Consider the following 13,528-nt stretch of genomic DNA (forward strand, 5'->3'; position numbering starts at 1 on the left):
TGCCACTTTCAGCTGCCGCCGAACTGTCGCGCGTGCTCCACCGCGTACTTGATCAGCTCGGCCTGCCCGTCGATGCAGAGTCGCCGTTTGATGCTCTGCCGATGCGCCTCGACGGTGCGCACGCTCAGGTCGAAGCTGCGCGCGATCTGCTTGCTGGATTCGCCCCGGCCCAGCGCCGTGAGAATTTCGCTTTCGCGCGGCGTCAACGTCGGCTTCGGCGTCTGGCTGCGGAAGAGCCTCTGCGAAACCGCCGGGCTCAGGAAGGTTCCGCCTGCCGTTACCGCATGGATCGCAGCAACGATCTCCGCAGCCGGCGCGTCCTTGAGCACATAGCCGCGCGCGCCGGCCTGCAGCGAGCGCTGAACGTACTCGGGGTTGTCGTACATGCTGAGCATCACGATGTGCAGCGCCGGGTCGCGCGCCAGCAGGACGCCGGCCAGCTCGATGCCGTTCATGTCCTTCATTCCGACATCGGTCAGGACGAGGCCCGGTCGCACCGATTCGATCAGCTCGAGCGCCTCATGCGCCGAACCGGCCTCGCCGACGATGTCGATCCCGGCCAGTCCGCCGATCCGCGCGCGCAGGCCATCACGGACCAGCGGATGGTCGTCGACGAGGAAAAGGCGGATGGGCGGAGCCAGCTCTGTCACGGAATTCATGCGATCCGCACGATTGTGACCGGGGCCATCGCGACGATGCGCGTGCCGCCGGTGTCGGAGTGCACGTCGAGCGTGCAGCCGATCGCGCCCATCCGTTCGCGCATGTTGCGCAGACCGATGCCGCGACGCGGATCGAGGTTGAGCGCGACCTCGTCGAATCCGACGCCGTCGTCGCGCACTTCGAGCTGTACGTGCGCGCGATGGAAAGCCAGCGTCAGCCTCACGTGCCGCGCCTGCGCATGCTTGTGCACGTTGGTCAGCGCCTCCTGCGCGACCCGGAAAAGCGCCGTATTCACTTCCTGCGGCAATTCGATGGGCGTGCCTTCGATCCTCACTTCGACCTCCGGCGAACCCGCTTCGCCGAATTCGGTGCCCAGATGCTCCAGCGCAGCCGGCAAACCCAGCGTGTCCAGCAGCGCCGGCCGCAGCCGGTGCGATATGCGCCGCACTTCCGACAACGAATCGTTCAGCCGCAGCAGCGCCTTCGCCATCGACTGCGGCGCCGGCTGCTGCTGCGAGCGCTCGATGCTGTCGACCGCCGACTCGATCAGCAGCTTGGCAGAAACCAGCGTCTGGCTGATGCCGTCGTGCAGCTCGCGCGCCAGATGGCCGCGCTCGTCTTCCTGCGATTGCACGACCTGCCGCGCCAGCAGCCGCAGCTTTGCTTCTGCCACGCGATGCTCGCTCAGATTCAGCAGCAACCCGCCCGCGCTGACCACGCCGATGCATCCGGCTGCGATGGCCGCGATCCACAGCATCGTCGTCGTGACGTTGTCGCTCACCTGCCGCTGCAGCGTCTGCATCGCGGTCTCGACATCGTCGAGGTACAGGCCGGTGCCGAGCATCCAGTTCCAGCGCGGCAACGAGGTCACGTAGCCGAGCTTGGGTGCCAGCTGAGCGCTCGACGGCTTGCGCCATTCATATTCGACGAAGCCGCCGGAACCGGTCTGGGCCTGCGCCTGGCCGATCAGATCCTGGATCGTCGCCCTGCCCCGCGAATCGCGCATCTCCCACAGGTTCCGGCCTTCCAGGTCATGCTGGCGCGAGTGCATCAGCGATCGGCCCTGCATGTCGTAGACGAAGAAGTAGCCGTCGTTGCCGTAGTCCAGCGCGGCTAGGCGACGCAGCGCTTCCCCGCGCGTCTGCTCGTCGTCGCGACCGGTGTCGTACAGCGGGCGAACCGTGCTGACGGCCAGTTCGACGTAACTGCGCAATTCCGACCGCCGCTGCGCCAGCAGACTGTGTTCGACCAGCGCACGCTCGCGCCCAGCCAGATCGCGCTCCTGGTGATGGACCGCCGCCGCCACCAGCAACAGCGCGACGACGAGCGGCACCACGGCCAGCGTGACGATCCGGGTGCGCAGCCGCATCGAGGCTCAGGCCAGCGACTTGCGCATTTCGATGTGCGCGATGCCAGCCTCGTCGAACGGTTCGCCGTGCGGCACATAGCCGGCGCGACGATAGAACGATTCGGCGCTGCGTTGCGCATGCAGCATCACGTCCGAATCGCCGCGCGCACGCGCCGCGTCTTCAAGCGCCCGCAGCACATCCGCGCCGATTCCGCCGCCGCGCAGCACCCGATGCACCGCCATCCGTCCGATGCGCCCGAGCTTCGGCCCGCCTGCCACCAGCCTCGCCGTGCCGACGACCCGACCCAGGCCGTTGCGCGCAACCGCATGCAGCGCGGTGGCGTCGAATTCGTCCCATTCCAGCTCTTCGGGAATGCGCTGCTCCTTGACGAAGACCGCACGCCGCACGGAACCGGCTTCACGACCGAGCTGCTGCCAATCGCCGGTGACGACGGTGTGCATCGACGCTCCTGCTTCATAGCCTTCGAGCATCGCGCGGAACGCCGGCGGCACCGGTTTCGAAGTCTGGGTCGCCGGATCGGCGAAGACGTAGACCAGCTCGCAATCCACCATCTTTTCGTCGCCGCGGAACAGCGAACCGTCGAACACGATGGACGAGTTGCCGATGCGGCGGCACCGCATACCAACGTCGATCACATCGTCCATGCGCGCCGACGCGTGAAATTCGATCGACGCCTTCTTGACATACAGATCGCCCTCCATCGCCCGCATCGATTCCTCGTACGGCAAGGCCAGCGCACGCCAGTAATCGGAGATCGCGGTGTCGAAGTACATCAGGTAATGCGCGTTGAAGACGATCCTCTGCGCGTCGATCTCCGCCCAGCGCACGCGCAGGCGATGGAAAAAACGGTAATTGCTTCTGTTCAAATCTGTTTCGTTCATGGCTGCAATGCCTCCCGTATCGCGCGCGCCGCGTCGGCATGCGCCTGCAGTGCCTCGGGTATGGCGCGACCCATCTTGATGAATTCGTGGATCACGCCTCGGTAGATCTCCAGATCGACCGGCACTCCGGCAGCGCGCAGCTTGTCGGCGTAGGCGATGCCTTCGTCGAGCAGCGGATCGGCCTCGGCCAGCCCGATCCACGCGGGCGCCACGCCTTCGACGTCGTCGGCGTTGAGCGGCGCAAAGCGCCAGTCGTTGCGATCGGCTCGCGTGCGAACGTATTGATTGAAGAACCAGCTGATCAAAGGCTCGTCGAGCAGCGGTCCGCAGGCATAACGGGCGTGAGAAGGTGTGTCCTGATGCGCGGTGGTGCCGGGATAGAACAGCATCTGCAGCGCGATCGGAATGCCCGCATCGCGTGCCATCACCGCGCAGACCGCGGCCAGCGTGCCGCCCGCGCTGTCGCCGCCGACGGCGATCCGGCTGCCGTCGAGCCCCAGCGATTTCGCCTCGCGCGCCACGAACTGCAGCGCATCCCAGGCGTCGTCGGAAGCGGTCGGGAACTTGTGCGCGGGCGCAAGGCGGTAGTCGAGCGATATCACGGCGCAACCGCTACGGCTGGCAAGGACACGGCACAGCGTGTCGTGCGTCGCGATGCTGCCGATGGTGAAGCCGCCGCCGTGGAAGTACAGCAGCACCGGAAGCACGGCATCGGACGGTGCGTAAAGCCTCGCAGGCAGTACATGGCCGTCGCGGGCTGGAATCGTGAAATCCTCGATCCTCGCGAGCGCCGGCTTCAGCACTTCGAGCACGCCGGCGCCTTTTTCGTAAGACGCCCTGGCTTCGTCGGCCGTCAGCGTATTCAGCGCCGGATGCCTCGCACGCGTCATCCTTTCGACGACATCGGCCATGCGCGGGGTCAGTGCCGCTGTGCCGGGAGGGACAGCGGCAAGGGTTTTATTCGTGGGCAAGCGGCGTTCCTGTTGTTAGATTCTCCACTATGGCCCTCATACAGTACCTGACCCAGATCCAGTTCGAATTCGGCGCGATCCGCCTGCTTGCCAGCGAATGCGCGCGTATCGGCGTCGACCGCCCCATGATCGTCACCGATGCCGGCGTGCGCGCGGCAGGCGTGTTGCAGAAGGCGCTCGATGCGCTCGGCGACATGGCGGTGACGGTATTCGACGGCACGCCGTCCAATCCGACCGAAGCCTCGGTACGTGCTGCCGTCGAGGCGTACAGACACGGACGCTGCGACGGGCTGATCGCAGTCGGCGGTGGCTCGGCGATCGACTGCGCCAAGGGCGTGGCGATCGCGGCGACGCACGAAGGCCCGCTCAAGACCTACGCCACCATCGAAGGCGGCTCGCCGAAGATCACCGAGAACGTCGTTCCGCTGATCGCCGTTCCCACCACCAGCGGCACCGGCAGCGAGGTGGCGCGCGGCGCGATCATCATCGTGGACGACCATCGCAAGCTCGGTTTCCACAGCTGGTTCATCATGCCCAAGGCCGCCATCTGCGACCCCGAACTCACGCTCGGCCTGCCGCCCAGGCTCACCGCCGCGACCGGCATGGACGCCATCGCGCACTGCATGGAAACCTTCATGTCGGCCGCTTTCAATCCGCCGGCCGACGGCATCGCGCTCGACGGGCTGGAGCGCGCGTGGGGCCACATCGAACGCGCGACGAACGACGGCAGCGACCGCGACGCCCGACTGAACCTCATGAGCGCGTCGATGCAGGGCGCGATGGCGTTCCAGAAAGGACTGGGCTGCGTGCATTCGCTGAGCCACAGCCTGGGCGGCGTGGACCCGCGCCTCCACCACGGCACGCTCAACGCGCTGTTCCTGCCTGCGGTGATCCGCTTCAACGCCGGTGCGGAATCGGTGCAGAAAGACCGTCGCCTCGAACGCATGGCGCGCGCAATGAATCTCGATTCGGCCGGCGATGTCGGCGAGGCGATCCGCGACATGGCCGGGCGGCTGGGCTTGCCGGGCGGTCTCGCGGAAGTCGGCGTAACGCCGGAGATATTCGAGCAGGTGATCGACGGCGCGATGGCCGACCACTGCCACAAGACCAACCCGCGACTCGCAACGCGGGACGATTACTGGCAGATGCTGGAGTCGTCGCTGTAACCGTCGCGCGGGCCGGCGCATGCTGGTTATCTATTCGGCTTTGACGCCGGCGGTCTTTATCACCGCCGCCCACTTCTTCGTCTCGGCGGCGATGAATGCATCGAATTCCTGCGGCGTGCTGCCGACCGGGAAGGTGCCCATCGCATCCAGTTTTGCACGCGTTTCATCTCTCTTGATTATGCGAGCCACTTCGTCGGACATGCGCCTGACGATGTCCGGCGGCGTGCCGGCCGGCGCGATCATCCCGGCCCAGGTACTGCCGGTGAACCCCGCAAAACCCTGTTCGATGAAGGTTGGTACGTCGGGCACGGCCGGCAGTCGCTTGTCCCCCGCCACGCCGATCAGCCGGATCTTGCCGGCCTTCGCCTGGTTGATGAGCCCGGTCGGCGCGTCGAGGAAGAGCTGTATCTGACCGCCCATCAGGTCGGTCAGCGCTGGCACCGCGCCGCGGTACGGAATGTGGGTCATATAGGTCTGCGTCAGCGATTTCCAGAGTTCGCTGGTCAGGTGCGCGGCCGATCCGTTGCCGGACGAGCCGAAACTGAGCTTGCCGGGATTGGCCTTCGCATAGGCGATCAGTTCCTTGCCGGTCTTGAAGGGAGCGTCGTTGTTCACGGCGGCCAACAGTGGCGAGATGCCCATCAGCGAAACGCCGATCAGGTCCTTCGCCGGGTCGTAAGGCAGTTTGGGGTACAGCGTGGTGTTCGCCGAATAGGCCGCAATCACCACGCCAAAGGTGTAGCCGTCCGGCGCGGCCTTGGCTACCGCATCGACGCCGATCAGGCTGTTGGCACCGGGCTTGTTGTCGATGACCACCGGCTGGCCGAGCCGCTGCTGCAGCCCGATCTGCACCAGCCGCGCCATCTGGTCGGTAAAACCGCCCGGCGTGTACGGCACGACGATGCGGATCGGCTTGCTTGGCCAGCCGGACTGCGCCCAGGAAGGCACTGCCAGCGAAGCAACGGCCAGAGCGGCGACGGAAGCGGTTGCGAGATGAAAACGGCGGCGGCTGGGCGGTGCTTGGAACATGAAGTGCCTCGGAATGGGGGCATTCATTCTCGAAGCCATCCAGCGGCAGACCCGTCGGGGTTTGCCCCCCGCCACGGTCAAGTGAGCGACACGCGCGGCTCAGTCGGTCGGCGCGATCGCTTCCGCGTACTCGTACAACGCGCCAAGGATCTCCTCGGCCTTCTCGTCGGCCGTCTCGGCCAGCGCATCGATCTCGGCGAAGAACTGGTCGACGTTACGGGCGCCACCCTCGCCTTCCAACAATTTCGCTGCGCGATACGCCTCCCAGCGCTCGGCTTCTTCCAGCTGCAAGGTGTCCGGAAAATTGCGCGCGCGGTAGCGAAACAGCAGTTCCTCCAGTCGCGGATCGTCGAACCCGGTACGCGCCGTCGCCAGAGATTCCGGCGACAGTTCACGCAGATCGTTCAGCCGGCGCCGGTCCGAATTCCCGACGAAACCGCCGTACAGGTCCTCGTCCACATCCGGGGCGGCACTGTCTTTTGAGCGCTCCGGCCGCTCGTAGACCTGCGGCCAGATCGCGCTCATGTCGGGCAGGCCGGCGGCGATTTCGGCATTGCGCATGGCGGCATCCATGTCGATGCCCCAACGCGCCGCCATGACCGGCGAAAGCGTCTTCAGATTGCCGACCACCATCGGAGATTTGTTCAGGTGAATTCCCTTGACCGGCAACCGCGTCACACCCTCCGGCAACTCGGCGCTGCGCGTGAAGATGCGTTCGCGCAGCGTCGCGACATCGAGATCGCGCAGTTCCGAAGGATCGTGCGCCAGGTCCCAGGCAATGATCTCGTTCCTGTTCGTCGGATGACTGGCCAGCGGCCACATCACGGCCAGGCAGCCGCGCTCGGCCGCGAACATTCCCGAGACGTGCAGGAACGGCCGTGCGGTTTCACGCGTCGCCGGAAGACCGAGCTCGGACGCCACGCGGTCCTTGCGATGCAGGCCGAACGCGAAATCGAAAAGGCGCGGCTGCGCGTTGCGTATCAGCCGTGCCAGCGCGATGGTCGCCCGCACGTCCGACAGCGCATCGTGCGCAGACTCATGCAGCAGCCCGTTGGCGCGCGCCAGGTCGCCGAGCTTGAAACTCGGCTTGCCGTCTTCCTTCGTCGGCCACTGGATACCGTCGGGCCGCAGCGCGTAAGTGAGCCGCACGACGTCGAGCAGGTCCCAGCGCCCGCAGTCGTTCTGCCACTCGCGCGCATAAGGATCGGCCAGATTGCGCCACAGCAGAAAACGCGTGACTTCATCGTCGAAGCGGATCGTGTTGTAGCCGACGCCGATGGTGCCCGGCTGCGAGAACATCTTCTCAATGACGGCTGCGAACTCATGCTCGGGCACGCCGCGCTCGAGTGCGAGCTGCGGCGTGATGCCGGTGATCAGGCAGGCTTCCGGGCTGGGAAGATAGTCCGGCGCCGGCTTGCAGTAGAGCATCGACGGCTCGCCGATTTCGTTCAGCTCGGCATCGGTGCGGATGGCCGCGAACTGGCACGGCCGGTCGCGGCGCGGGACCGCGCCGAATGTTTCGTAGTCGTGCCAGAGAAAGGTGTGGGCGGGCATCAAAGTGTCTGAACCTAGAGCAAGGGAGAAAAAAGTCGTGCCAGCGAGTCGCCGAAACGGCGCGGAAAGCTCTGTTTGCGGTGCGGCCTCACGGGCGATGCGCTGCGCAGATCGGTCTCGAACTGGTCGCTCAGCTGATGCGCCAGAGCGGGACCGTAAACCACTGCCATCACCTCGAAGTTGAGCCGGAAGCTGCGATTGTCGAAATTGGCGGTGCCGATCATCGCGCACTGGTCGTCGACCACCAGCGTCTTCGAATGCAGCATGCGCGCCTTGTATTCCCAGATCTTGACGCCGGCCGCGATCAGCTCGTCGTAATAGGAGCGCGCCGCCGCGCTGACCACGGCCGAATCGCTGCGGCGCGGCACCAGCAGGCGCACGTCGACACCGCGGAGCGCAGCGCTGGTCAGCGCCATCAGCGCGGGCTCGCCGGGCACGAAGTACGGCGTGGTCAGCCAGGCGCGCCGGTCGGCCGAGTGGATGGCGGCGACGTGCATGCGATGGATGGCTTCCAGCGGCGAATCGGGTCCGCTGGTCACGATCTGCGCTGCGATCTGGCCGCCGTCGATGCGCGGCATCATCCGGTCGATCGACTCGTCGACCATGTGCCGGATGCTTTCGCCGGTCGCATAGCTCCAGTCTTCGAGAAAAGTCGTCTGCAGCCAGCGCACCGCGCTGCCTTCCAGGCGAATATGCACGTCGTGGTACGCATCCGGGCGCGTGCGGCGGTCCTCCTCATCGGTGATGTTGACGCCGCCGGTGAAGCCGACGCGTCCGTCGCACACCACGATCTTCCGGTGCGTGCGGTAATTGATGACGGGGCGCAGCCGCCGCCCGATGCGCGTGTCGTGGAACAGCGCAACGTGGATTCCGGCGTCGTGCATCGGCGCCATGAAAGTGCGGCCGACGCTTTTCGAGCCGAGCGCATCCAGCAGCAGTCGCACGGTGACGCCCTGCTGCGCACGCTCGATCAGCAGGTCGCGCAGTGCGGTGCCGATCTTGTCGGGCTCGAAGATGTAGTACTCGAGATGAACGTGGTCGCGCGCATTGCGGACTGCCTCGAAGATCGCGTCGAAGGTCCGCGCACCGCCGGAAAGCAGTTCCGCCGACACGACGCTCGAGACAGGAATGCCGCAGGACGCGGTTCCGAGCGCCGCGAGCTGGCGCAACGCCGGCGGAGCGTCGTTCGACGCCTCGCGCAACCTCGCGGTTTCTCCCGGTGACTGAGCGATCGCCCGGCTGCGCAGCCGCTTCAACCGCTGCTTCTTGAGCCGCTGGGGTCCGAGGAAGTAATAGATCAGGAAGCCGGCGAACGGCAGCAGCGCCAGCGACAGGATCCAGCTCATCGTCGAAAGCGGCGCCCGCTTCTGCATCACGATCCAGACCGACAGCACGGCCATGTAGCCGCTCCAGGCAAGCGAAAGACCGGTGCGCCACTCGGCGCTGAGTTCGGGGATGACCAAGGGAGACAGTTGAGGTTCGGAAACGGACGGACGAAAAAAAACCGGCAGCTGGAATGCTACCGGTCTTTTCGGACAGCCCCGAGGATCAACCCGTTGCGGTTTCCTCGGCCTCGGGCTTGGCGCCGCGGCCTTCCTTCTTCGGCAGCGGCTGGATGTCCAGCTGCACTTCGTCCTTGTCGTCCAGGTCCACCGTGAGGCGACCGCCGTCCTGCAGACGACCGAACAGCAGTTCGTCGGCCAGCGCGCGACGGATCGTGTCCTGGATCAGGCGCTGCATCGGACGCGCGCCCATCAGCGGGTCGAAGCCCTTCTTCGCCAGATGCTTGCGCAGCGCGTCGGTGAAGGTCACATCGACCTTCTTCTCGGCGAGTTGCGTTTCCAGCTGCAGCAGGAACTTGTCGACCACCCGCAGGATGACCGTCTCGTCCAGCGCCTTGAAGCTCACCGTCGCATCGAGGCGGTTGCGGAACTCGGGCGTGAACAGTCGCTTGATGTCCGCCATTTCGTCGCCCGCTTCACGCGGGTTGGTGAAGCCGATGGTCGCCTTGTTCATGGTCTCGGCGCCCGCATTCGTCGTCATGATGATGATGACGTTGCGGAAGTCGGCCTTGCGTCCGTTGTTGTCGGTCAGCGTGCCGTGGTCCATGACCTGCAGCAGCACGTTGAAGATGTCCGGGTGCGCCTTCTCGATTTCGTCGAGCAGCAGCACCGCATGCGGCTTCTTGGTGACGGCTTCGGTCAGCAGACCGCCCTGGTCGAAACCGACGTAGCCCGGAGGCGCGCCGATCAGGCGGCTCACCGCATGACGCTCCATGTACTCCGACATGTCGAAGCGCATCAGCTCGATGCCCATGATGTAGGCGAGCTGCTTGGCCGCTTCGGTCTTGCCGACACCGGTCGGGCCGGAGAACAGGAACGAGCCGATCGGCTTGTCGCCCTTGCCCAGACCCGAGCGCGCCATCTTGACGGCAGAGGCCAGCACTTCTAGCGCCTTGTCCTGGCCGAAGACCACGCTCTTCAGATCGCGTTCGAGCGTCTGCAGCTTGCCGCGATCGTCGTTCGACACATTGGCCGGCGGAATACGGGCAATCTTCGCGACGATTTCCTCGACTTCCGCCTTGGTGATCGTCTTCTTGCGCTTGTTCGGCGCAAGGATGCGCTGGGCCGCACCGGCTTCGTCGATCACGTCGATCGCCTTGTCGGGCAGATGGCGGTCGTTGATGTACTTGGCGCTGAGCTCGGCCGCGGCCTGGAGCGCGGCGACCGCGTACTTCACACCGTGATGTTCCTCGAAGCGCGACTTAAGCCCCTTCAGGATATCGACGGTTTCCTGGACGGTCGGCTCGACCACGTCGACCTTCTGGAAACGACGCGACAGGGCCGCATCCTTTTCGAAGATGCCGCGGTATTCGGTGAACGTGGTCGCACCGATGCACTTCAACTGGCCGCTCGAAAGCGCCGGCTTCAGCAGATTGGACGCATCCAGCGTGCCGCCCGAAGCCGCACCGGCGCCGATCAGCGTGTGGATCTCATCAATGAACAGCACCGCATTCGGCTTGTCCTTGAGCGACTTGAGCACGCCCTTGAGACGCTGCTCGAAATCGCCGCGGTACTTGGTACCGGCCAGCAGCGCGCCCATGTCGAGCGAATAGACGATCGCCTCGGCCAGGATCTCGGGCACGTCGCCCTGAGTGATGCGCCATGCGAGCCCCTCGGCGATGGCGGTCTTGCCGACGCCGGCCTCGCCGACCAGCAACGGATTGTTCTTCCGCCGGCGGCACAGGATCTGGATCACGCGCTCGACTTCGTATTCGCGGCCGATCAGCGGATCGATCTTGCCTTCCTTTGCCAGCTGGTTCAGGTTCTGGGTGAACTGCTCCAGCGGCGAAGACTTCTCGTTCTTCTCGCCACCGCCACCGCCCTCTTCGCCTTCGTTCGAAGAAGACTCCGAAGAGCCCTTCGCCGCTTCCGGCGGATCGCTCTTCTTGATGCCGTGCGCGATGAAATTGACCACGTCGAGGCGGGTGACGCCCTGCTGGTGGAGATAGTAGACCGCGTGCGAATCCTTCTCGCCGAAGATCGCGACCAGCACGTTGGCGCCGGTCACTTCCTTCTTGCCATTGCCCGTCGACTGGACGTGCATGATGGCGCGCTGGATCACGCGCTGGAATCCGAGGGTGGGCTGGGTATCGACATCGTCGGTACCGGCCACCTGCGGCGTGTTGTCCTTGATGAAATTCGTCAACGATGCGCGGAGATCGTCGACATTGGCGGAGCATGCGCGAAGCACCTCTGCGGCGCTCGGGTTGTCCAGCAAAGCGAGCAGCAGGTGCTCGACGGTGATGAACTCATGGCGCTGTTGCCTGGCCTCGACGAAGGCCATGTGCAAGCTGACTTCCAGTTCCTGGGCAATCATGAGATTTCCTTTTGCCTTGCTGTAAATAACGACTGAACTTCTGAGATGGGTTGGAGCGTGCCGAAATCAACAGCTCCATTAAACAGCTTCATGCAATCACCCGGCTGGTTCACTGACACATTGCAGCGGGTGACCGGCCTGATTTGCCGCTTCCATCACCTGGTTGACCTTTGTGGCGGCCATGTCGCGTGAATAGACGCCGCAGACGCCACGGCCGTCGAGGTGGATCTTCAGCATGATCTGGGTCGCGCTTTCGCGGTCCTTGCTGAAAAATTCCTGGATGACCATGACGACGAATTCCATCGGCGTGTAATCGTCATTGAGCATGACCACCTGAAACATTTGCGGTGGCGCGGTTTTTTGCGGACGTCGTTCCAGGACGACCGAATCGCCGTCGCCGCGCCCCGGCTTCTGTGCCGGCGGCGTCGGCGTTTTCGGAGGGTTTCTGGTTGCCATGAAAATCATTCTATCGAGCGGATCGGCACAGGCGGATCACACGTTCATGATCGCGACGGAGCGCGTGTTCAGGTAAGCCTCGAGCGCCTCCGGACCACCTTCGGAGCCGTAGCCGGAATCCTTGATCCCGCCGAAAGGCATTTCAGGGAACGGCGCGGCGGGCTGGTTGATCCACAGCATGCCGACTTCGACGCGCTGGGCCAGCAGGTGCGCGTCCTTCAGCGAGCGCGTGAATGCATAACCCGCCAGCCCGAACGGCAGCCGGTTGGCTTCGGCGATGGCGTCCTCGATCTTCGTGAAGCTGCGGATCGCGGCGATCGGGCCGAACGGCTCGTCGTTCACCACCTTGGCGCCGAGCGGCACGTCGGTCAGCACGGTCGGCGCGAAGAAATTGCCCGAAGTGCCGATCCGCTCGCCACCGGCCACCACCTTGGCGCCAAGCTTGACGGCGTCCTGCACGATGTCGGCCATCGCGGTCAGGCGACGCGGATTGGCCAGCGGGCCCATCTGCGTGTCCGAAGCCATGCCGTCGCCGACCTTGAGCCCCTGTGCGTGCCGCGCCAGCGCGGTCGCGAACTCCGCCCGCACGCTTTCGTGCACCAGGAAACGCGTCGGCGAGATGCACACCTGCCCCGCATTGCGGAACTTGGCCGCACCGGCCGACTTGATCGCCAGCTCGATGTCCGCGTCCTCGCCGACGATCACCGGGGCGTGGCCGCCGAGTTCCATCGTCACGCGCTTCATGTGCTGGCCGGCCAGCGCGGCAAGCTGCTTGCCGACCGGCGTCGAGCCGGTGAACGTGACCTTACGGATGATCGGATGCGGAATCAGGTAGTTCGAGATCTCGGCCGGATTGCCGTAAACCAGGCCGATCGCGCCCGCAGGCACGCCGGCATCGGCAAAAGCCTGAACCAGCGCGGCCGGGCTGGCCGGCGTTTCTTCGGGGGCCTTCACGAGGATCGAGCAACCGGTCGCCAGCGCGGCCGACATCTTGCGCACCACCTGGCTGATCGGGAAATTCCATGGCGTGAAAGCCGCGACCGGGCCGACCGGGTCTTTCAGCACCATCTGGCGCGCCGCCAGGCTGCGCGACGGGACGATCCGGCCGTACACGCGCATGCCTTCATCCGCGAACCAGTCGATGATGTCCGCCGAGAAAAGCGTCTCGACCCGGGCTTCGGCCAGGGGTTTGCCCTGCTCCTGCGTCAGCATCTCCGCGATGGCGTCGACGCGCTCGCGCATCAGGGCAGCCGCGCGGCGCATGGTTTTCGCGCGTTCAAACGCCGACACGTCGCGCCAGGCTTCGAAACCCTTCTGCGCGGCAGCCAGCGCCAGATCCAGGTCGGCGATGCCGGCGTGCGCCACCTTGCCGATTTCCTTGCCGGTCGACGGATTGAACACCGAAAGCGTCTTGCCGTCGGCCGCATCCTGCCATTGGCCGGAGATGAAAAGTCGGGTGTCGGGATAGGTCATTGAGAGAGGCTCCTGCAGTCGCGAACGGGTCGGTGGAAAGATTGAAGGACAGATTCTGACGCCACCTCGCAGGTGGCGCCTGAAACCGC

11 protein-coding genes are annotated in these 13,528 nt (G+C 65.1%); 1 reads left to right on the top strand and 10 read right to left on the bottom strand.

Annotated features, from left to right (window positions below; translation table 11 throughout):
- Positions 1–8: 8 nt before the first annotated feature.
- From ACSFA3_RS01810 to ACSFA3_RS01825, 4 genes are read right to left on the bottom strand one after another with little or no spacing between them, the layout of a single operon-like run.
- Positions 9–659 (bottom strand): response regulator transcription factor, encoded by a 651-nt coding sequence (locus ACSFA3_RS01810; protein WP_435503697.1) that lies wholly within the window; start codon positions 657–659, stop codon positions 9–11.
- Positions 656–2,029: a cache domain-containing protein gene (locus ACSFA3_RS01815; RefSeq protein ID WP_435503698.1), complete on the bottom strand. Its 1,374-nt coding sequence runs from the start codon at positions 2,027–2,029 to the stop codon at positions 656–658. The genes ACSFA3_RS01810 and ACSFA3_RS01815 overlap by 4 nt, the downstream gene beginning before the upstream one ends.
- A gap of 6 nt (positions 2,030–2,035) precedes the next feature.
- On the bottom strand, positions 2,036–2,911 hold the full coding sequence (locus ACSFA3_RS01820) for a YbgC/FadM family acyl-CoA thioesterase (protein ID WP_435503699.1): 876 nt from the start codon (positions 2,909–2,911) through the stop codon (positions 2,036–2,038).
- Positions 2,908–3,822 carry an alpha/beta hydrolase gene (locus ACSFA3_RS01825; protein WP_435504927.1) on the bottom strand — a complete coding sequence of 305 codons (915 nt, stop codon included), beginning with the start codon at positions 3,820–3,822 and terminating at the stop codon, positions 2,908–2,910. Before ACSFA3_RS01825 ends, ACSFA3_RS01820 begins: the two co-directional genes overlap by 4 nt.
- An 89-nt stretch (positions 3,823–3,911) precedes the next feature.
- On the opposite strand from ACSFA3_RS01825, the gene ACSFA3_RS01830 reads away from it, so the two are divergent.
- Positions 3,912–5,048, top strand: a complete 1,137-nt coding sequence (locus tag ACSFA3_RS01830; RefSeq protein ID WP_435503700.1) for an iron-containing alcohol dehydrogenase — start codon at positions 3,912–3,914, stop codon at positions 5,046–5,048.
- A 30-nt stretch (positions 5,049–5,078) separates the two neighbouring features.
- Here ACSFA3_RS01830 and ACSFA3_RS01835 read toward each other — a convergent pair whose 3' ends face one another.
- The 6 genes from ACSFA3_RS01835 to ACSFA3_RS01860 all read right to left on the bottom strand — a co-directional run bounded on the left by ACSFA3_RS01835 (position 5,079) and on the right by ACSFA3_RS01860 (position 13,439).
- Positions 5,079–6,077, bottom strand: a complete 999-nt coding sequence (locus ACSFA3_RS01835) for a tripartite tricarboxylate transporter substrate binding protein (RefSeq protein WP_435503701.1) — start codon at positions 6,075–6,077, stop codon at positions 5,079–5,081.
- 99 nt (positions 6,078–6,176) lie between these two features.
- The gene (gene sbcB, locus ACSFA3_RS01840) at positions 6,177–7,631 is read right to left on the bottom strand and encodes an exodeoxyribonuclease I (protein ID WP_435503702.1); all 1,455 of its coding nucleotides are present in this window, start codon (positions 7,629–7,631) and stop codon (positions 6,177–6,179) included.
- A gap of 14 nt (positions 7,632–7,645) precedes the next feature.
- Complete coding sequence (cls, locus tag ACSFA3_RS01845) at positions 7,646–9,094, bottom strand: cardiolipin synthase (RefSeq protein ID WP_435503703.1); 1,449 nt, start codon at positions 9,092–9,094, stop codon at positions 7,646–7,648.
- An 85-nt stretch (positions 9,095–9,179) separates the two neighbouring features.
- Positions 9,180–11,510, bottom strand: coding sequence for an ATP-dependent Clp protease ATP-binding subunit ClpA (gene clpA, locus ACSFA3_RS01850; RefSeq protein ID WP_435503704.1), 2,331 nt, complete (start codon positions 11,508–11,510; stop codon positions 9,180–9,182).
- 96 nt (positions 11,511–11,606) lie between these two features.
- Positions 11,607–11,966, bottom strand: coding sequence for an ATP-dependent Clp protease adapter ClpS (clpS, locus tag ACSFA3_RS01855; RefSeq protein WP_435503705.1), 360 nt, complete (start codon positions 11,964–11,966; stop codon positions 11,607–11,609).
- A gap of 36 nt (positions 11,967–12,002) precedes the next feature.
- Positions 12,003–13,439 carry an NAD-dependent succinate-semialdehyde dehydrogenase gene (locus ACSFA3_RS01860; RefSeq protein ID WP_435503706.1) on the bottom strand — a complete coding sequence of 479 codons (1,437 nt, stop codon included), beginning with the start codon at positions 13,437–13,439 and terminating at the stop codon, positions 12,003–12,005.
- Between the last annotated feature and the right edge of the window lie 89 nt (positions 13,440–13,528).

Origin of the sequence: Variovorax glucosi, from assembly GCF_051216695.1 — a bacterium.
Lineage (GTDB): Bacteria > Pseudomonadota > Gammaproteobacteria > Burkholderiales > Burkholderiaceae_C > Variovorax.